Source organism: Micromonospora sp. NPDC050795, from assembly GCF_044456785.1.
Taxonomy (GTDB): Bacteria; Actinomycetota; Actinomycetes; order Mycobacteriales; family Micromonosporaceae; genus Micromonospora.
The window spans coordinates 177,026-195,193 of the sequence record NZ_JBITGE010000004.1 but is presented as its reverse complement, the minus strand read 5'-3'; the positions used below and the strand labels follow the sequence as shown (position 1 = coordinate 195,193).

Sequence of the window (18,168 nt, the reverse complement as noted above, 5' to 3'; positions counted from 1 at the left end):
GCCCGTCGGGCCCTCGCCCGCAACGGCCGGCTCGGTTGAACACGGCCGGCCTCTGGACACACGGAAACCCCGGGCCTGGGGCCCGGGGTTTTCCGAATCAGTCTGACTGTGAAATCGTCAGGCGGAGAGCGACACCACGCGCTTCGCGATCGCGGACTTGCGGTTCGCGGCCTGGTTGGAGTGGATCACGCCCTTGCTGACGGCCTTGTCCAGCTTGCGCGAGGCGTCCAGCATGAGCGCGGTCGCCTTCTCGACGTCACCGGCCTCGGCAGCCTCGTGGAACTTCCGGACGGCGGTCTTCAGCGACGACTTGACCGACTTGTTGCGCAGCCGGGCCTTCTCGTTCTGCCGGTTGCGCTTGATCTGGGACTTGATGTTCGCCACGCGACAGCCTCGTCTTGATAGCTCGGGTTGGTCAGCTTATTGCGCGTGATGACGAACGTGCGTCATCGCTACGCGAAGAGCCAGGTTACCAGGTCGCCCGGGACGAGCCAAAACGGCTCGGTCCGAACGGCGGTCGCCCGGGCCGCGGGGGCTCCCAGGGCGCTGAACGCTTGATCCACTCGGCTTCCTGAAAACCGGGGCAACCGACCATGGCGGAAGGCCCGACTTCAAGGAACCCGAGTCGATCATAAGCCGCCGGGCCGGCGGTCCGCGTCACCGCCAGCCCTGACGGTGGGCCAGCCAGTCGAGTGACTGCTCGCCGCTCCACCGCTGGTGGGCGGGCAGGTGCGGCGAGGCCGTCGGCGGTGCCGCCGCAGCACCGGTGAGGTAGTAGCCGGCCAACGCCGCCAGGGTCGCGTCCAGCGCGTCCGGGGGCGCGCCGGCGGTGGCCGGGTGCGCGGCGAAGAGCCGGTCCGCGTCCAGCCCGCTGGCGTACGCGGTGAGCAGCAGGCCGGCCAGGTCGAACCAGGCCGGCCCGGAGCAGACCCAGGTCCAGTCGCAGAACCAGGCTCGGCCGTCCGGGTCGATCAGCACGTTGTCGACCCGCAGGTCGCCGTGAATCAGGCCGGTCGCTCCGGCGGCGTAACGGGGGAGGAGGGATTCCAACTCCACCAGCTCGGGCAGCCGGCCGAGCAGCGGCGCGGGCAGTGGTGGGGTCGGCTCCCGACCGGCGGCGACCTCCTCCCACCAGAGGATGTCCGACCGGGCCAGGTCGGCCAGGTGCGGCAGGCCGAGCGCGGTCAGCTCGCCCGGCGGGTCGGCCAGGGCGGCGGCGACACGCGCGTATCCGGCGAGGGTGGCGTCCAACTCGGCGGGTACCCAGGGCAGGTGCGGGGTGCGGCCGTCGACGGCATCGGTGCAGAGCACGAACCAACCGGCCGCGGCGAGGGTCCACCGGGGGCGGGGCGCCGGCAGGTCCGCCGGCAGCCGGTCGAGGATCGCGGCCTCTCGGGCGTACCAGTCGACCAGGTGCGGTTGCTCGGCGGCGGGCGCGGCCTTCACGAAGGCCCGACCACCGTCGGCGGTGTCGAGCACGGCGGCGAACCCGCGGGTGAAGCCCGCGCCCGCGACCCGGGCGGTGACCACCGGCGCGCCGAGCCGTTCGGCGATTGCGGCCCGCAGCGCCGCCGGTAGCGCCGGCCACGACGGGCGCTGGGCGCTCGCGTGGTACGGCGGCAGCGGGGGAGGGGACATCACACCATGCTGCACCGGGGTACGTGCGCGACGCACGGCGACACTGCCAGACTGCCAAGCCATGAGGACCGAGGACTTCTGGCAGCTGATCGACCAGGCGCGGGCCGGCGGCGGGGGTGAGCCTGGCCCGGTCGCCGCGCGAGCCGTGGCGTTGCTCGCCGAGCGCGACCCGGCGGACATCATCGGGTACGCGCGGCACCAGACGCGGGTGCTGGCCGCCTCGCACAAGGCGGATCTGTGGGGTGCCGCGTACCTGATCAACGGTGGCGCCTCGGCTGAGGGCTTCGAACACTTCCGGGGCTGGCTGATGACCCAGGGTCGGGCCGTCTTCGCCGGCGCGGTCACCGAACCGGACTCGCTGGCCGAACTGCCCCAGGTGCGGGCGGCCTCGCTCAGCGGCGAGGAGTTCTCCGCCGAGCAGATGCTCTCGGTGCCGTGGGACGCGTACCGCAAGGCCACCGCTACCGAGTTGCCGGCGGACCGCGACCCGGTGCGGACGCCGGATCTCAACGACTTCTGGGACTTCGACGACGAGGACGAGGCGCGTCGCCGGCTGCCCCGGCTGGCCGCGCTCTTCGTCGAGCCGCCGATGGAGTGAGGGGTCCTCGGGCCGTTCCATCGCCCGCGCAGTGGGCGCACCCCGGCGGCGTGGGAACATAGAGGGGGTCGGCGGCGCGCCGGCCTGTTCACGTCAGCCGACCAGAACGGACCGCTGTGCCACCGAAGCTCGATCCCGGCGCGAACGCCCCTGGTGCCACCGACCCCGGTCGCATCCGGAACTTCGGCATCATCGCCCACATCGACCACGGGAAGTCGACCCTGGCCGACCGGATGTTGCAGCTCACCGGCGTGGTCGACCCGCGGCAGATGCGCGCGCAGTACCTGGACCGGATGGACATCGAGCGCGAGCGCGGCATCACCATCAAGAGCCAGGCCGTCCGCATGCCGTGGACCATCCGCGAGGGTGAGCGGGCTGGTGAGCAAGCGGTGCTCAACATGATCGACACCCCGGGGCACGTGGACTTCACGTACGAGGTGTCCCGGTCGTTGGCCGCCTGCGAGGGTGCCGTGCTGCTGGTCGACGCCGCGCAGGGCATCGAGGCGCAGACCCTGGCCAACCTCTACCTGGCTCTCGAGAACGACCTGCGCATCATCCCGGTGCTCAACAAGATCGACCTGCCGGCCGCGCAGCCGGAGAAGTACGCCGAGGAGCTGGCCCACCTGATCGGCGGCGACCCGGCCGACTGCATCCGGGTCTCCGGCAAGACCGGCGAGGGCGTCCCGCACCTGCTCGACGAGATCGTCCGGCAGTTCATCCCACCGGTCGGTGACGCCGTGGCGCCCGCCCGGGCGATGATCTTCGATTCGGTGTACGACGTCTACCGCGGCGTCGTCACGTACGTCCGGGTCATCGACGGGCGGATCAGCGCCCGCGACCGGATCAAGATGATGTCCACCGGCGCGGTGCACGAGCTGCTGGAGATCGGTGTCATCTCACCCGAGATGGTCAAGGCCGAGGCGCTCGGCGTCGGCGAGGTCGGCTACCTCATCACCGGTGTGAAGGACGTCCGGCAGTCCCGGGTCGGTGACACCGTCACCATCAACAGCCGGCCGGCGGCCGAGGCGTTGGGTGGCTACAAGGACCCGAAGCCGATGGTCTACTCCGGCCTCTACCCGATCGACGGCTCCGACTACCCGAACCTGCGCGAGGCGTTGGACAAGCTCAAGCTCAACGACGCCGCCCTCGACTACGAGCCGGAGACCTCCGGTGCGCTCGGCTTCGGCTTCCGCTGCGGCTTCCTCGGCCTGCTCCACCTGGAGATCATCCGCGAGCGGCTGGAGCGCGAGTACAACCTCGACCTGATCTCCACCGCGCCCAACGTCGTCTACCGGGCGATCACCGACGACGGCGAGGAAATCGTCGTCACCAACCCGAGCGAGTACCCCACCGGCAAGATCGCCGAGGTGTACGAGCCGGTGGTCCGGGCCACCGTGTTGACGCCCAACGACTACGTGGGTGCGGTGATGGAGCTCTGCCAGGGCCGGCGCGGCACCCTGCTCGGCATGGACTACCTCTCCGCCGACCGGGTGGAGCTGCGCTACACGCTGCCCCTCGCGGAGATCATCTACGACTTCTTCGACCAGCTGAAGAGCCGCACCAAGGGCTACGCCTCACTCGACTACGAGCCCTCCGGCGAGCAGGCGTCCGACCTGGTGAAGGTGGACATCCTGCTGCACGGCGAGCCGGTGGACGCGTTCAGCGCCATCGTGCACAAGGACAAGGCGTACAACTACGGCGTCACCATCGCCGCCAAGCTGCGCACCCTGATCCCGCGCCAGCAGTTCGAGGTGCCGATCCAGGCGGCCATCGGCAGCCGGGTCATCGCCCGGGAGACCATCCGGGCGATCCGTAAGGACGTGCTCGCCAAGTGCTACGGCGGTGACATCAGCCGCAAGCGCAAGCTGCTGGAGAAGCAGAAGGAAGGCAAGAAGCGGATGAAGATGGTCGGCCGGGTCGAGGTGCCGCAGGAGGCCTTCATCGCCGCCCTCTCCTCCGACTCCGGCGACGGCAAGGCCGCCGGCAAGAAGTAGTTCGCGTCGCCGTACGCGCCCGGGTGCCATCCGCACCCGGGCGCGTCGCGTTTCGGGGTGTACTCGCCCCCTGGCCCCGGTGCACCGCCGTGTCTGCCGGCCGCCCAGCGCTGCGGTGCCGTGCGTGCGACCACCAGTGCGGAAATTTTTTCGGTCGCTGCCGAGGGGCGGTGGGCCGAGGAGATGGGCTCCTACCTGTGTGGACGTACCTCCGCGCCAACCGACGCACCTTCGAAGCATTGACAACTGGCGTTGTCTTTCGAAGTGAGTCGGTTTGGGCTTTCGGTGGGTCGGGCACTTAGCCGTCACGACAGGAAGCACACACCTCGTGTGTCAGACATTCTTTGAAGGAGGGCGACCGTGGAGTTCACCGTGTGGGGCATCATCACTGCGATCGTTGTTGGTCTCATCGTCGGCGCGCTCGGCCGCCTGGTCGTCCCGGGTAAGCAGAACATGCCGATCTGGCTGCACATGCTGATCGGTATCGGCGCGGCCCTGCTGGGCACCGTCCTGGCCCGTGCCGTCGGCATCGCGACCGAGACGAACGGGGTCGACTGGGGCGAGCTGCTGGTCCAGGTCGTGCTGGCCGCGATCGCCGTCGCGCTGGTGGCCGGTGTGGGTGGCCGCCGCCGCGTGACCCGCTAACACCAGCAACTCGTAGTACCGCAACACCTTCGAGGGGCGCTCGGCCATCAGGCCGGGCGCCCCTCGGTGCTTGATCGAATTCGATCGACGGGGGTCTGATCCGGCTGGGTGCCCGTCCAGCGCCAAGATCGTGCTCCATCCTGGTTCTAGTGGCCTCCACCTGGCCGCGGTACCACTACAACCAGGATGGAGCACGATCTTGGGTGCGATACGGAACGGGCGCACTGGAGCGTGAGCGCGGGACGTGGTTCGAGCAGTACCGCGGAGTCACGGAGTCACTCCGACCGGGCCGATCTTGCACTTTCTGCTGCGACATTCCGGGTATCCCACTCCTATCGACCACCGAAAGTGCAAGATCGGCGGGCGCGGGGCGCGGGCGCGGGGCGGTTTGTGGTCCGTGCCTGTGTTCACCAAGTCGTGATCGTCTGGGCCGTGAAGTCGGTTTGGATTTTGGGTGGGTAGGGCAATTAACGGTCACGACAGGAAGCACACGCACCGTGTGTCAGACATTCTTGAAGGAGGGTGGCCGTGGAGCTCACCGTGTGGGGCATCATCACTGCGATCGTTGTTGGTCTCATCGTCGGCGCGCTCGGCCGCCTGGTCGTCCCGGGTCGGCAGAACATGCCGATCTGGCTGCACCTGCTGATCGGCGTCGGTGCCGCGCTGCTGGGCACCGTCCTGGCGCGGGCCATCGGCATCGCGACCGAGACGAGCGGCATCGACTGGACCGAGCTGCTGGTGCAGGTCGTGGTTGCCGCGATCGCTGTCGCGCTGGTGGCCGGTGTGGGTGGCCGCCGCCGCGTGACCCGGTAACGACCTGGCATCATCTGGCGACACAGCACCACCGGTAGGACAGTACGACTGGAAAGAGCGCCCGGCCGAGAGCCGGGCGCTCTTTCGTGCTGTTAGGCCCGACTTTGGCCAGATGTTGGAGTGCCGGTCGTCGGGCCGCTGCGGTACGGTCGCCACGCTTCGGCCAGTCCCTCCCACTGTCGTAAAGGAATTCTCCGTACTAGGGTGCGGCGGAGAAGGTTAGTTCCAGGCGGCGCGAGGGGAGAAGTGGCGTGAACAGGTGGAAGCGGCTGGCCCCGGTCACCGCCATGGTGGCCTCGGCCGCGATGGTGCTGACCGGCTGTGGAGGGTCCGGCGACGACGCGGCCGACGACAGCAAGCTCACGGTCTGGATGATGGGTGAGGGCGGGGACGCGCAGAACTCCTTCCTCGACGGGGTCGAGGCCGAGTTCCGCCAGAAGCACCCCGACACCGATGTGGTCGTGCAGTACATCCCCTGGCTGGAGGCGCCGAAGAAGTTCCAGGCGGCGCTCGCCGGCGGTGAGGGGCCGGACATCACCGAGTTGGGCAACACCGAGACTCAGGGTTGGGCCGCCCAGGAGGCGCTCGCCGACGTGAGTGGTCGGATGGGCGGCTGGGCCGACGGCAAGGATCTGCTGCCCGACCTGGTGCGCAACGCTCAGCTCGACGGCAAGCAGTACGGCGTGCCCTGGTACGCGGGTGTGCGGGCGATCTACTACCGCACCGACTGGTTCGCCGAGGCCGGCGTGCAGCCCCCGAAGACCTGGGACGACCTGGTCACCGTTGCCAAGACCGTGCAGGCGAAGAAGAAGGGCACCTACGGCATCGCCCTGCCCGGCAACTCCGAGCTGCCCTTCTACTCCTTCCTCTGGGGTGCCGGCGGCGAGATCGCCAGCAACCAGGGCGGCACCTGGAAGTCCGGTTACACCACGCCCGAGGCGCAGCGGGCCGTCAAGTTCTGGACCGATCTGGTGACTGTGCACAAGGTCGCCCCGCCGGCGGCGGCGGGTTGGAACGAGATCGACGCGCGTACCCAGTTCGCCACCGGCAAGGCCGCGATGGCCTTCGCCGGTAGCTGGCAGCAGGGCGCCATCAAGAAGGACAACCCCGAGATCGAGAAGGTCTGGGGTACGTTCCCGATCCCCGGCCCGGACGGCAAGGCGGCGCCCGGTTTCGCGGGCGGCTCGGACGTGGCGATCTGGAAGGACAGCGAGCGGCAGGACCTGGCCTGGGACTACCTGACCGTGCTGCTGAAAAAGAAGAACGCGCAGAGCTTCGCGAGCAGCCTCGGCTTCTTCCCCGTCTACCAGGACCTGGTCTCCGGTGACGCGTACGCGAACGACAAGGTGATGGCGTCGTTCGCCACCACGATGCAGAACACCAAGCTCACGCCGCTCACCCCGAAGTGGGTGGAGGTCAGCCGGACGAAGACGGTGACCCAGGCGATGAACAGCTCGGTCATGAAGGGTCAGAAGACGGTCGAGAAGGCTACCGCCGACGCGGCCGCTGAGATGGAAAGCATCCTCAACGCCAAGTGACCACGCTGACCGAGGTGCCGGAGACGTCCGCCGCGCGGGAGACCCCTGCGCGGCGGCGTCGCCGGGTGGACCGCCTGCCCTACCTGCTGCTCCTGCCCGCCCTGCTGATCATCGGAGTGCTGCTGCTCTGGCCGTTGGGCCAGGTGGTGGGGATGTCCTTCTACCGGCTGAACAGCGTCCGGCAACTGCGCGGCGATCGGGAGTGGCCGTGGGTGGGGCTCGGCAACTACACCGACATCCTCTCCGACCCGTTCTTCCTGACCGTGCTGCGCAACACGGTCCTGTTCGCCGCGGCGAACGTGCTGCTCACCATGGTGCTCGGCACCCTGGTGGGGCTGCTGCTCAACCGGCTCGGTCGAAAGATGGCGACGTTCGTGGCCAGTTGCGTGATGCTCGCCTGGGCCACGCCGGCGCTGACCGGCACCATCGTCTGGAAATGGATCTTCGACGACACGAGCGGCCTGGTCACGTGGCTGTTCAACGCGTTGCCGGACGGCCTCTCGACCAGCCTGTTCGGGCGCAGCGACTGGACCGGCTACGGCTGGTTCAACTCGCCGCTGCTCTTCTTCGCCATCCTCACCCTGGTGGTGGTCTGGCACTCGTTCCCGTTCATCGCGGTGAGTGTGCTGGCCGGTCTCAAGAGCGTGCCGAGCGAGTTGCACGAGGCGGCCCGGGTGGACGGTGCCAGCCCGTGGCGGGTCTTCTGGAAGATCACGTTCCCGCTGCTGCGTCCGGTCTTCGGGATCCTGATCGTGCTCTCCACCATCTGGGACTTCAAGGTCTTCACCCAGCAGTTCGTGCTGGCCGGCGGCACCCAGGACCGGCCGACGTTCATGCTCGCCATCTACTCGTACGCCGAAGCCTTCTCCCCGCCGCCCAAGTACGGGCTCGGCGCTGCGATCGCGGTGATCCTCACGCTGATCCTGCTCGTGGTCACCGGCTTCTACGTGCGGATGGTGCTCAGGCAGGAGGACGAGTCGTGAAGAAAATCGCCCTCAACGGCGCCGGGCTGCTGGTCGCGCTCTTCGCGGCGTTCCCGGTCTACTGGATGATCTCCACCTCGCTGAAGCCGAGCAACGAGATCTTCTCGGCCACCCCGCAACCGGTGCCGACCCATCCGACGTTGGCGCACTACCGGGAGATCCTGACCGGCAACCTGATCCCCGGCGTCAGCTTCCTGGACTTCTTCCTCAACAGCGCGCTGGTCGCGGTCTCCACTGTGGTGCTCAGCGGCCTGGTGGCGTTGCTCGCCGCGACCGCTGTGGCCCGGTTCCGCTTCAAGCTGCGGACCAGCTTCCTGATCATGCTGCTGGTGGTGCAGATGATCCCGCTGGAGGCGTTGGTCATCCCGCTGTTCCTGATGATCCAGCGGCTCGGGCTCTACAACACCCTGCCCAGCCTGATCCTCACGTACCTCGGTTTCTCGCTGCCGTTCGCGGTCTGGATGCTGCGCGGCTTCGTCGCCGCGGTGCCGAAGGAACTGGAGGAGGCGGCGGCGATCGACGGGGCCAGCCGGGCCCAGATCTTCCGCCGGGTGCTCTTTCCGCTGGTCGCGCCCGGCCTGGTGGCGACCAGCATCTTCTCCTTCATCACCGCGTGGAACGAGCTGATCTTCGCGTTGACGTTCATCAACGACCAGGGCAGTTACACCCTGCCGGTGGCGATGACTTTCTTCTTCGGTCGGGACGACACCAACTGGGGGCCGGTGATGGCCGCGTCCACCCTGTTCACCCTGCCGGTCATCATCTTCTTCCTGCTGGTGCAGCGCCGGATGGTCTCCGGCCTGGTGGCTGGCGCCGTCAAGGGCTGAGCCCGCATCGGGGGGCTGGGCGGTACCAACCCGAAGCCGGGTGGACTGCTCGGCGGTGCACCGCCACTAGGCTGGCCGTCATGACGGGCAGGGTGGCAGCGGTGAACCTCGGCGTGGTGACCGAGGCGGAGTGGGCCGGCGATGCGAGCGGTCGCAGCGGCATCGACAAGCGGCCGGTGGACGGCCCGGTGCCGATCCGCTTCGACGGGGTGGTCGGCGACTTCATCGGTGAGCGAGCCCATCACGGCGGCCCCGACCAGGCGGTCTACGCCTACGCGGAGGAGGACGCCGCATGGTGGGCGGCGGAGCTGGGCCGCGACGTCCGGCCGGGTGGCTTCGGGGAGAACCTGTCCACCTACGCGGTCGACGTGACCGGCGCGGTGATCGGTGAGCAGTGGCTGGTCGGTTCGGCCCTGCTCCAGGTCACCAAGCCGCGCACGCCGTGCACCACCTTCGCCGGGTTCTGGGGCGTACCAGATCTGATCAAGCGGTTCACCGCCCGGGCGATGCCCGGTGCCTACCTGCGGGTGCTGCGCGAGGGGGACGTCGGCCCGGGCGACCCGGTCGAGGTGGTAGACCGGCCGACGCACGGTGTGACCATCGGTGAGGTGTTCCGGGCGACCAGCCTGGAGCCGGAGTTGCTGCCTCGGTTGCTCGAGGCGGAGGACCTGCCGGAGTCGATCCGGGAGAAGGCCCGCCGTCGCCTCGCCGCCCGTGGCTAGCTGGTCGGCGTAAGCCCACGCGGCCGGCGACCGCCGGCGTCGACATGTGGAACGGCCCCCCGTCATCGCTGAGCGTGACGGGGGGCCGTTCCACGAGCAGGGATCAGCGGAGCCAGGGGATGTTGCGGTCGAGCAGACCGCGCTCCTTGAGCTCCCTGCGCAGCGGGATCTCGTCGTCGACGTACCCGTCCCAGTTGATGCCCCAGTAGTTGGCGGTGTGGGTGCCCTCACCGATCAGCTGGCGCTGCACGGGGGTGCGGTTGCGGTACCACTCGCCGTTCACGTCGGGGTGCAGCTCGTCCAGCGGACGGATCCACCGGTAGGTGTAGCCGACGAAGAGCATCTTGCGGGTGATGGTCGACAGGTTCGTCGACCGCGAGTGCCACTGCCGGCGGTCGAAGATGAAGGCGTCGCCCGGGTTGGCGGTGATCTCCACCGTGCCCTCCGGGTCGGGGTTCTGCACGGTCAGGTCCGCCGGCCGGGGCAGCGAGTTCTTCAGGTGACTACCCGGGATGACCTTGGTGGCGCCGCGGCCGGTCTCGGAGAGATCCGACAGCACGTACGCGACCTTCAGCGAGAACATCGGCCGAGGCAGGTTCGGGTCCATCGTCTCCGGGTCGGAGTTCTGCCGGTACCCGTCCTGGTGCCAACCCCAGTACGGCTTCTCCGGCTCGGCGGCCGGCGGGGTGACGTCCAGGTGGTTGTGGTGGGTGTAGATGTTCCAGCCGGCCAGCCCCCACATGTACGGGAAGGCGATCGGGTGGGTCAGCAGCTCACCGAAGAGCTCGTCGCGCTCCAGGAAGCCCAGCAGGTGCAGGGTGCCGTCCTTCTTGGTGGTGCCCTTGGCCTGCTCCTCCGCGTAGACGCGGTCGACAGCCGCCTCCAGCGCCGCCCGGTGGTCCTCCGTCAGGACGTTGCGCAGCAGGAGGAAGCCCTGCTCGTGGAACTCCTTGCGGTCAGTGTCGCTGATCGGTTCGTAACCGGTCCGGTCGCCGTAATCGAACACCGCGTCGTACCCCTCCCCATGAGGTGAAACCTTTTCTGGCACAGGCCGCCGATCGTAACGCGGCTGTCCAGGCCTCGGGGAGGGCGTGGTGCGGGATTGGGCCACGGCGGGACCCCACGCAGCGAGAGAAGCGCACAGAGTGAGATCTGCGTGATCAATAGTGCGAATCAGTGCGGATTGCCCGATTGTGCGGTGACTGCCGGTTAAGAGATCCGGGTCGGTCAGCCCTCGTTGAACACCTCGGCGACCACCTGGCCGGCGGGGTTCTGGCGGCCGTCCACCCGGCCCCACGAGCCGCCGCGGGCGGTCCATTCCAGGTCGCCGAAGCTGACCCGCTTCACGCCGTGGTCCTGGGCGTGCGAGACCAGCCAGTGCGCGTACCGCCAGCCGTCGCGCTGGTCGCCCGGAGTCACCGCCAACCCGGTCTGGTCGGTCGGGTCGGTGCCTTTGAGCCCCCAGTCCAGCACCAGGTTGCGGGTCAGTTGCGCGGCCGCGGCCGCACCGTGCATCGCCGGGGTGCGCCCCACGGTGCACGCGACCGCGCCGCTGGCGTCGCCGAGCAGGGCCCGGCTGAGCACCTCGGAGTCGTCGGCCCACTTCTGGTACGCCTCGGGGAACGCCGAGCGCTGCACCCGCTGGGCGGCATCGGTGACGCGCATCTTCTCCCAGCCGCGCACCTTTTTGAGGGCCGCGTAGAACCGGTTCGCCGCGTACCGCGGGTCGCGGATCTGCGCCGGGGTGCCCCAGCCCTGGCTCGGCCGCTGCTGGAACAGGCCGACCGAGTCGCGGTCGCCGTCGGCGAGGTTGCGCAGCCCGGACTCCTGGTACGCGGTGGCGAGCGCGACCACGACGGCCCGCTCGGGCATTCCGCGCTTCGCGCCGATCGCCGCGATGGTCGCCGCGTTCGCCATCTGGTCGGCGTCCAGCGCGACACGTCCGTCGGCCTGCACCGTGCACTTGCGTGCCACCAGCGGCAGTCTGAGGTTGTCGCCGACCTGTCGTACGACGAGCCAGATCGCGATCACGGCGACGAGGATGAGCACCACTCCACCCGCCACGGTTGCCCGAGTTCGCACCCACACCCCCAGATCGACAGTCCGACAAGCGTACGTCCCCGCAGGCCCCTTCCGGGTCGTCCGAGCGGTTCGGGCCCGGCCTGGCCGAGTCCGACCGGTTCGGGGCCGGCTCCGCTGCCGCGTACCGGTTGGCGACGTTCCCGCTCCGGTCGCGATCTCACCTGCCACGCCATTGCGACGTGCAGGGCTGTCGTGCGCGTCACGGGGTACGCGACATCGGGAAGCGATTGAGCGGTCAAGGACTTAACTCGGTTGACATGTCAATCTGACCTACCGCCACAAAGCCGGGCGCGTTGGTCATTGAACGAGGAGGAGTTCCATGGGAACGCTCGATGGCAAGGTCGTGCTGATCACCGGCACCGGCGGGGGCCTGGGCCGCGTCGCGGCGCTGACCTTCGCCCGCGAGGGCGCCAAGGTCGTCGGGGCCGACCTCCAGGTCGCGGGTAACGACGAGACCGTCGAACTCGTCCGGCGCGCGGGCGGCGAGATGACCGGCATCGCGCCGGTCGACCTCACCGACCCCGAGCAGGTACGCAAGCTCGTCGACGACGCCGCGGCCACCTATGGCGGGCTCGACGTGGTCTACAACAACGCCGCCGCGCTCCGCTTCGGCCCGATGCCCGACTTCTCCGTGCAGGACTGGCGCTACACCATCACCGGAGAACTCGACATTCCGTACTTCGTGTCGAAGTTCGCCTGGCCGCACCTGGTCCGACGCGGCGGGGGTGTCATCATCAGCGCCGCCTCCATGGCCGGGATGATCGGCGGCCACGTCCCGCCGATGGTCGGTCACACCGCCGCGAACGCCGGCATCATCGGCATGACGCGACAGCTCGCCCTCGAAGGTGCGCCCCACGGCATCCGCGCGGTGGCGGTCAGCCCCGGGCCCACCCTCACCCCGGCCAGCGAACGCGACCTCGGTGACAACCAGGAGGCGCGGGACGCCATCACGGCCAAGACGCTCCTCAAGCGCTTCGCGCGCCCCGAGGAGATCGTCGAGCTGGTGGTCTTCCTCGCGTCCGACCGGGCGTCGTACATCACCGGGGCGAACTACCCGGTCGACGGCGGCGCGACCGCCTGGTGACCCGGCAGGACACCGTGGGCGCCGCCGAACCACGGCGGCGCCCACATCGTCAGTCTTCGAGAGCGGGCACCCATCGAGCCGGCCGACGTTCGCGGAACGCGGAGACCCCCTCGCGCCCCTCGTCGGAGAGGAAGTAGCCCGTCGAGACGGCGGAGAGTCGGGCCAGGTCGGCCCGCAACTCGGCGGTGCCCGGTCGACGCAGCAGCTCCTTCGCGCCGGCCAGCGCACCGGGGGCGCCGCGCACCAGCGAGTCGCAGTAGCCCCGTACCGCGTCGTCCAACTCGTCCGCCGGGACCGAGGCCGTCACCAGGCCGACCTCGGCGGCCCGGCGGCCGTCGAAGGTGTCCCCGGTCAGGTACAGCTCGGCGGCGGCGCGCGGGTGCAGCCGGGGCAGCACGGTCGCCGAGATCACCGCCGGGATCACCCCGATGCGGACCTCGGTGAACGCGAAGGTCGCCTCGTCGGCGCAGACCGCCAGGTCGGCGGCGGCGATCAGGCCCAGCCCGCCGGCCCGCGCCGGCCCGCCGACCCGGGCCAGCACCGGCTTCGGGCACTCCCAGAGCGCCGCGAGCACGTCACCCAGCATCGCGGCCGGCACCGTCCCGCTGGCGTACGCCGCAGCGGTCTCCTTCAGGTCCGCGCCGGAGCAGAACACCGGGCCGGTGTGGTCGAGCACGATCACTCGCACCGCCTCGTCGGCGACCGCGTCCGCCAGCCCGGCCAGCAACTGGGTCATCAGGGCGGTGGAGAGGGCGTTGCGGTTGTGCGGGCTGTCGAGGGTGAGGGTGGTCACCCCACGGGCCGTGGCGACCCGCACGAGGACGTCGGGAGAGGTCATGCCGGGCACACTAGTGGCCATGCCCGGCGTCCTTCCAGATGGTGAGACCGTCCCCGTCGACGGATCGTTGCCCGCCACCGCCACCGCGGCGGTCGGCGCGCGCGGCTTCGGCGTGTACGTGCACGTGCCGTTCTGCACCAGTCGCTGCGGATACTGCGACTTCAACACCTACACCGCGGCCGAACTGGGCGGCGGCGCGAGCCGCGAGGGGTACGCGGACACGGTGCTGGCCGAGCTGAGGCTCGCCGCCCGGGTGCTCGGCGACACTCCGCCGCCCCGGGTCGACACCGTCTTCGTCGGCGGCGGCACGCCCACCCTGCTCCCCGCCGACGACCTGGCCCGCATCCTCGACGGCATCGACAGCACGTGGGGGCTGGCCGCCGACGCCGAGGTGACCACCGAGGCCAACCCCGAGTCGGTCACCCCGGAATCGTTGAAGCTGCTGCGGGCCGCCGGCTACACCCGGATCTCGCTGGGCATGCAGTCCGCCTCCCCGGGGGTGCTGGCGATCCTGGACCGCAAACACAGCGCCGGTCGGGCCACCGCCGCCGCCCTGGAGGCGCGCGACGCCGGGTTCGAGCACGTCAACCTGGACCTGATCTACGGCACCCCGGGGGAGCGTTCCGAGGACTTCGCCGCCTCGCTGGAGCAGGTCGTCGCCGCCGGGGTGGACCACGTCAGCGCGTACGCCCTGATCGTCGAGGACGGCACCCGGCTCGCCGCCCGGATGCGGCGCGGCGAGCTGGCGTACCCCAGTGACGACGTGGCCGCAGACCGCTACCTGGCGGCCGAGGCCGCGCTCGACGCGGCCGGGCTCTCCTGGTACGAGGTCTCCAACTGGGCCCGCACCGAGGAGGCCCGCTGCCGGCACAACCTGCTCTACTGGACCGGCGCGGACTGGTGGGGGCTGGGGCCGGGGGCGCACAGCCACGTCGGCGGGGTCCGCTGGTGGAACGTGAAGCACCCCTCGGCGTACGCCAAGCGGTTGGCCGCCGGGGAGTCTCCCGGCCTGGCCCGGGAGGTGCTCACCGTCGACGAGGCGCACATGGAGGACGTGATGCTCCGGCTGCGGTTGGCCAGCGGTCTCCCGCTGGCGGTGCTCGACGCGGCCGGCCGGGCCGGTGCCGAGCGGGCCCTGGCCGGCGGTCTGCTGGCAGCCGACGAGTACGCCGCCGGCCGGGCGGTGCTCACCCTGCGCGGGCGGCTGCTCGCCGACGCGGTCGTCCGCGATCTGCTGCCCTGAGTGGCCCACCGCTCCCGGATGAGGGACGGCGGTGAATCGGGCCGGCCGGGGGAGCGGCCGGCCCGGTTCACTTGATGAAGGTGGCAGTCATCGGGTAGCGGTACGGGGTGCCCTCATTGGCCTTCATGCCGGCGATGATCCCGAACAGGATCTGGATCACCACGACGGCGATGCTGGGCAGGAAGAGCAGGCACCAGCTCACGAAGAGCAGCACGAACGCGATGATCGACCAGAGGATCTGGAAGTTCAGGGCGGCGAGGGCGTGCGCCCGGACGGTCGGCGACTGCTGGCCGCGGGCCAGGTAGGCGATCAGCGGGGCGACGAAGCCCAGCGGGCCGAAACTGACCAGCGCGCCGAGCGCGCCGCCGAAGTGCGCGACCAGCGCCCAGGTCTTGTCCTCGTTGTTGGCGTAGCCACCGCCGGGGCCGCCGTAGGCCCCACCGGCCGGGTAGCCGCCGGGCGGGGGATAGCCCCCGGGCGGGGGGTATCCGCCTGCCGGAGGGTAGCCGCCTGACGGCGGTTGGTCACCGGTGGGCGGCGGATAGCCACCGGGCGGGGGATAGCCGGCCGGGCCGGGCGCCCCGGAGAGTGGTGCGGTGGGCGGCTCGGCCGACGGGTACGGCCCGGGGGAGGTGGGCTCCGGCGGGTAGTTGCCGGGGTCGCCCGACCCGGGAGGGCGAGGAGGTTCAGTCATGGATGTCACGGTAGGTGCCGGTGGCAACGCCGCACCAGAGCGACTTCGCCTCGCAGTGCGGGCCGATCGGCCCACCAGGGTGTCGTGGGCCGCACCGAAGGGTGGCCGTTGATCATCGCGTGGGCGGGCCCGCCGACGTAGACTGGCACTCGCTACAGTCGAGTGCCAGGACGGCCCGGCCGGCCCAGAGCGCCGGCGGCCGACGTGCGACAGGAGGTGCGGAGGATGGGTCTCGACGACCGGAAACTCGCCGTGCTCCGCGCCATCGTCGAAGACTACGTCTCCACCCAGGAGCCGGTCGGCAGCAAGGCGCTGGTCGAGCGGCACCAGCTCGGGGTCTCCCCGGCCACGGTCCGCAACGACATGGCCGTGCTGGAGGAGGAGGGCTACATCCGGCAGCCGCACACCAGTGCCGGCCGGGTGCCCACCGACCGCGGCTACCGCCTCTTCGTCGACCGGTTGTCCCGGGTCAAACCGCTCAGCCCGGCCGAGCGCCGGGCCATCGAGCGCTTCCTGGTCGGCGCGGTCGACCTCGACGACGTGGTGCACCGCACGGTGCGGTTGCTCGCCCAGCTGACCCGACAGGTCGCCGTCGTGCAGTACCCGAGCCTGGCCCGCTCCTCGGTGCGTCACCTGGAGCTGGTGCCGATCTCCACCACCCGGTTGATGCTCGTCATGATCGCCGACACCGGGCGGGTGGAGCAGCGACTCGTGGAGCTGCCCGGCCCGGTGCCCGCCGACGACGTCACCGACCTGCGCCGACTGATCAACGAGAAGCTCGCCAACGCCCGGCTGTCCGAGACGCCCCCGCTGGTGCAGGCGCTGGTCGAGGAAGCGCCGACCGGTCTGCGTCCGACCATGACCACGCTCGCCACCGTCCTGCTGGAGACGCTCGTCGAGCGGCACGAGGAGCGGATCGCCCTCGCCGGCACCGCGAACCTCACCCGGGGTGGCCTGCTCGACTTCCAGGGCTCCCTGCGGCCGATCCTCGAAGCTCTGGAGGAGGAGGTCGTGCTGCTCAAGCTCATCGGTGAGACCGAGCCGAGCACGACCCGGGTGCTGATCGGCGACGAGAACGAGTTCGACAACCTGCGAGCCGCCTCGGTGGTCAGCACCGGGTACGGCCCGGGCACCACCATCCTGGGCGGCCTGGGGGTGCTGGGGCCCACCCGGATGGACTACCCCGGCAACATCGCCACGGTCCGCGCCGTGGCACGCTACGTGGGCGAGTTGCTGGCCCAGAACTGATTGGTCAGGGCCGATGCGGCCGGCTGCGGCCGCCGACCGGCGCAACGCGAGACGAACATGAGGACACGGAACGCAGTGGCCAGGGACTACTACGGCATTCTCGGTGTGAGCCGGGAAGCCTCCGATGACGAGATCAAGCGCGCCTACCGCAAGCTGGCGCGCCAGTTCCACCCGGACGTCAATCCGGACCCGGAGGCTCAGGAGAAGTTCAAGGACATCAACGCCGCGTACGAGGTCCTCTCGGACGACCGGAAGCGGCAGATCGTCGACCTGGGTGGTGACCCGCTCGCCCCTGGTGGCGGCGGTGCCGGCGGCCCGGGTGGCCCCGGAGGCGCCGGCCCGTTCGTCGGTTTCCAGGACATCATGGACGCGTTCTTCGGCGGTGCCGGAGGTGGCGCCCGTGGCCCCCGGCCGCGTACCCGCCCTGGGGCCGACGCGATCCTGCGGCTCGAACTCGACCTGCACGAGACGGCCTTCGGCGTGGAGGCCCCGATCACCGTCGACACCGCGGTGCTCTGCACCACCTGCTCCGGCGCCGGCACGGCCGCCGGCACGCACCTGGCGACCTGCGAGGCGTGTGGTGGTCGGGGCGAGGTGCAGTCGGTGCAGCGCACCTTCCTCGGCCAGGTGGTCTCCGCCCGGCCGTGCACCGTGTGCCAGGGCTACGGCACCACCGTCCCGCACCCCTGCCCCACCTGCGCCGGCGACGGCCGGGTGCGGACCCGCCGTTCGCTGACCGTCAAGATCCCGGCCGGTGTCGAGGACGGCATGCGGATCCGGCTGGCCCAACAGGGCGAGGTGGGCCCCGGCGGCGGCACCGCCGGCGACCTCTACGTGGAGATCCACGAGCGCCCGCACGACGTGTACTCCCGCAAGGGCGACGACCTGCACTGCCGGGTCACGGTGCCGATGACGGCGGCGGCGCTGGGCACCCGGCTGACCATCAAGACGCTGGACAGCGAGGAGACCGTCGACGTCAAGGCCGGCACCCAGCCGGCCAGCACGCTGCGGCTGCGCGCCCGGGGCGTGCCGCACCTGCGCGGCACCGGCCGGGGCGACCTCTACGTCCACCTGGACGTGCGGACGCCGACCAAGCTCGACCCGGACCAGGAGAAGATGCTGCGCGACTTCGCCAAGACCCGTGGTGAGGAGGTCGCCGAGCTGTCCAAGCAGGGCGGCTTCTTCTCCCGGATGCGCGACGCGTTCAACGGGCACGCCTGA

The 18,168-nt window shown here is 70.2% G+C and carries 18 protein-coding genes; 12 read left to right on the top strand and 6 right to left on the bottom strand.

Features of this window, described 5'->3' with window-relative positions; all coding sequences use genetic code 11:
- Positions 1-117: 117 nt before the first annotated feature.
- Together rpsT and ACIBEF_RS05915 are read right to left on the bottom strand one after the other, a co-directional pair.
- Positions 118-384, bottom strand: a complete 267-nt coding sequence (rpsT, locus tag ACIBEF_RS05920; protein WP_030491765.1) for a 30S ribosomal protein S20 — start codon at positions 382-384, stop codon at positions 118-120.
- 273 nt (positions 385-657) lie between these two features.
- Entirely contained in the window at positions 658-1,638 is a 981-nt protein-coding gene (locus ACIBEF_RS05915) for a phosphotransferase (RefSeq protein ID WP_396791542.1), read from the bottom strand.
- A gap of 61 nt (positions 1,639-1,699) precedes the next feature.
- Between ACIBEF_RS05915 and ACIBEF_RS05910 the strand changes: the two genes are divergently transcribed.
- The 8 genes from ACIBEF_RS05910 to ACIBEF_RS05875 all read left to right on the top strand — a co-directional run bounded on the left by ACIBEF_RS05910 (position 1,700) and on the right by ACIBEF_RS05875 (position 9,758).
- Complete coding sequence (locus ACIBEF_RS05910; RefSeq protein WP_396791540.1) at positions 1,700-2,236, top strand: DUF4240 domain-containing protein; 537 nt, start codon at positions 1,700-1,702, stop codon at positions 2,234-2,236.
- A 116-nt stretch (positions 2,237-2,352) separates the two neighbouring features.
- Positions 2,353-4,230 carry a translation elongation factor 4 gene (gene lepA, locus ACIBEF_RS05905; RefSeq protein ID WP_396791537.1) on the top strand — a complete coding sequence of 626 codons (1,878 nt, stop codon included), beginning with the start codon at positions 2,353-2,355 and terminating at the stop codon, positions 4,228-4,230.
- Between the two features lie 360 nt (positions 4,231-4,590).
- On the top strand, positions 4,591-4,875 hold the full coding sequence (locus ACIBEF_RS05900; RefSeq protein ID WP_396791535.1) for a GlsB/YeaQ/YmgE family stress response membrane protein: 285 nt from the start codon (positions 4,591-4,593) through the stop codon (positions 4,873-4,875).
- A gap of 528 nt (positions 4,876-5,403) precedes the next feature.
- A complete protein-coding gene (locus ACIBEF_RS05895; RefSeq protein WP_396791533.1) occupies positions 5,404-5,688 on the top strand; it encodes a GlsB/YeaQ/YmgE family stress response membrane protein in 285 nt (94 codons plus the stop codon).
- A gap of 251 nt (positions 5,689-5,939) precedes the next feature.
- On the top strand, positions 5,940-7,226 hold the full coding sequence (locus ACIBEF_RS05890; protein ID WP_396791531.1) for a sugar ABC transporter substrate-binding protein: 1,287 nt from the start codon (positions 5,940-5,942) through the stop codon (positions 7,224-7,226).
- Positions 7,223-8,209 carry a carbohydrate ABC transporter permease gene (locus ACIBEF_RS05885; protein WP_396791529.1) on the top strand — a complete coding sequence of 329 codons (987 nt, stop codon included), beginning with the start codon at positions 7,223-7,225 and terminating at the stop codon, positions 8,207-8,209. Before ACIBEF_RS05890 ends, ACIBEF_RS05885 begins: the two co-directional genes overlap by 4 nt.
- Positions 8,206-9,036, top strand: coding sequence for a carbohydrate ABC transporter permease (locus ACIBEF_RS05880; RefSeq protein ID WP_238678492.1), 831 nt, complete (start codon positions 8,206-8,208; stop codon positions 9,034-9,036). The genes ACIBEF_RS05885 and ACIBEF_RS05880 overlap by 4 nt, the downstream gene beginning before the upstream one ends.
- Positions 9,037-9,116: 80 nt before the next feature.
- Positions 9,117-9,758, top strand: coding sequence for an MOSC domain-containing protein (locus ACIBEF_RS05875; protein WP_396791526.1), 642 nt, complete (start codon positions 9,117-9,119; stop codon positions 9,756-9,758).
- A 103-nt stretch (positions 9,759-9,861) separates the two neighbouring features.
- Here the strand turns inward: ACIBEF_RS05875 and ACIBEF_RS05870 are convergent, their stop codons facing one another.
- Both ACIBEF_RS05870 and ACIBEF_RS05865 read right to left on the bottom strand, forming a co-directional pair.
- Complete coding sequence (locus tag ACIBEF_RS05870; protein ID WP_357077088.1) at positions 9,862-10,764, bottom strand: phytanoyl-CoA dioxygenase family protein; 903 nt, start codon at positions 10,762-10,764, stop codon at positions 9,862-9,864.
- A gap of 221 nt (positions 10,765-10,985) precedes the next feature.
- Positions 10,986-11,846 (bottom strand): hypothetical protein, encoded by an 861-nt coding sequence (locus ACIBEF_RS05865; RefSeq protein WP_396791524.1) that lies wholly within the window; start codon positions 11,844-11,846, stop codon positions 10,986-10,988.
- Positions 11,847-12,159: 313 nt separating this feature from the next.
- On the opposite strand from ACIBEF_RS05865, the gene ACIBEF_RS05860 reads away from it, so the two are divergent.
- Positions 12,160-12,924: an SDR family NAD(P)-dependent oxidoreductase gene (locus ACIBEF_RS05860; protein WP_396791522.1), complete on the top strand. Its 765-nt coding sequence runs from the start codon at positions 12,160-12,162 to the stop codon at positions 12,922-12,924.
- 49 nt (positions 12,925-12,973) lie between these two features.
- Here the strand turns inward: ACIBEF_RS05860 and ACIBEF_RS05855 are convergent, their stop codons facing one another.
- A complete protein-coding gene (locus ACIBEF_RS05855; protein ID WP_396791520.1) occupies positions 12,974-13,762 on the bottom strand; it encodes an enoyl-CoA hydratase-related protein in 789 nt (262 codons plus the stop codon).
- Positions 13,763-13,781: 19 nt separating this feature from the next.
- Here ACIBEF_RS05855 and hemW point away from each other — a divergent pair, with 19 nt between their 5' ends.
- Positions 13,782-15,005: a radical SAM family heme chaperone HemW gene (gene hemW / locus ACIBEF_RS05850; RefSeq protein ID WP_396791608.1), complete on the top strand. Its 1,224-nt coding sequence runs from the start codon at positions 13,782-13,784 to the stop codon at positions 15,003-15,005.
- 67 nt (positions 15,006-15,072) lie between these two features.
- Here hemW and ACIBEF_RS05845 read toward each other — a convergent pair whose 3' ends face one another.
- Entirely contained in the window at positions 15,073-15,699 is a 627-nt protein-coding gene (locus ACIBEF_RS05845; RefSeq protein ID WP_393222732.1) for a DUF4870 domain-containing protein, read from the bottom strand.
- Between the two features lie 225 nt (positions 15,700-15,924).
- On the opposite strand from ACIBEF_RS05845, the gene hrcA reads away from it, so the two are divergent.
- Positions 15,925-16,947 carry a heat-inducible transcriptional repressor HrcA gene (hrcA, locus tag ACIBEF_RS05840; RefSeq protein ID WP_354946410.1) on the top strand — a complete coding sequence of 341 codons (1,023 nt, stop codon included), beginning with the start codon at positions 15,925-15,927 and terminating at the stop codon, positions 16,945-16,947.
- A gap of 75 nt (positions 16,948-17,022) precedes the next feature.
- On the top strand, positions 17,023-18,168 hold the full coding sequence (gene dnaJ / locus ACIBEF_RS05835; protein WP_366612036.1) for a molecular chaperone DnaJ: 1,146 nt from the start codon (positions 17,023-17,025) through the stop codon (positions 18,166-18,168).

Bases quoted from the DNA above. Each gene is read 5' to 3' on its own strand.
- ACIBEF_RS05855 (WP_396791520.1), bottom strand. From the start codon at position 13,762: ATGACCTCTCCCGACGTCCTCGTGCGGGTCGCCACGGCCCGTGGGGTG.
- ACIBEF_RS05845 (WP_393222732.1), bottom strand. From the start codon at position 15,699: ATGACTGAACCTCCTCGCCCTCCCGGGTCGGGCGACCCCGGCAACTAC.
- ACIBEF_RS05915 (WP_396791542.1), bottom strand. From the start codon at position 1,638: ATGTCCCCTCCCCCGCTGCCGCCGTACCACGCGAGCGCCCAGCGCCCG.
- hrcA (WP_354946410.1), top strand. From the start codon at position 15,925: ATGGGTCTCGACGACCGGAAACTCGCCGTGCTCCGCGCCATCGTCGAA.
- ACIBEF_RS05875 (WP_396791526.1), top strand. From the start codon at position 9,117: ATGACGGGCAGGGTGGCAGCGGTGAACCTCGGCGTGGTGACCGAGGCG.
- hemW (WP_396791608.1), top strand. From the start codon at position 13,782: ATGCCCGGCGTCCTTCCAGATGGTGAGACCGTCCCCGTCGACGGATCG.
- ACIBEF_RS05910 (WP_396791540.1), top strand. From the start codon at position 1,700: ATGAGGACCGAGGACTTCTGGCAGCTGATCGACCAGGCGCGGGCCGGC.
- ACIBEF_RS05860 (WP_396791522.1), top strand. From the start codon at position 12,160: ATGGGAACGCTCGATGGCAAGGTCGTGCTGATCACCGGCACCGGCGGG.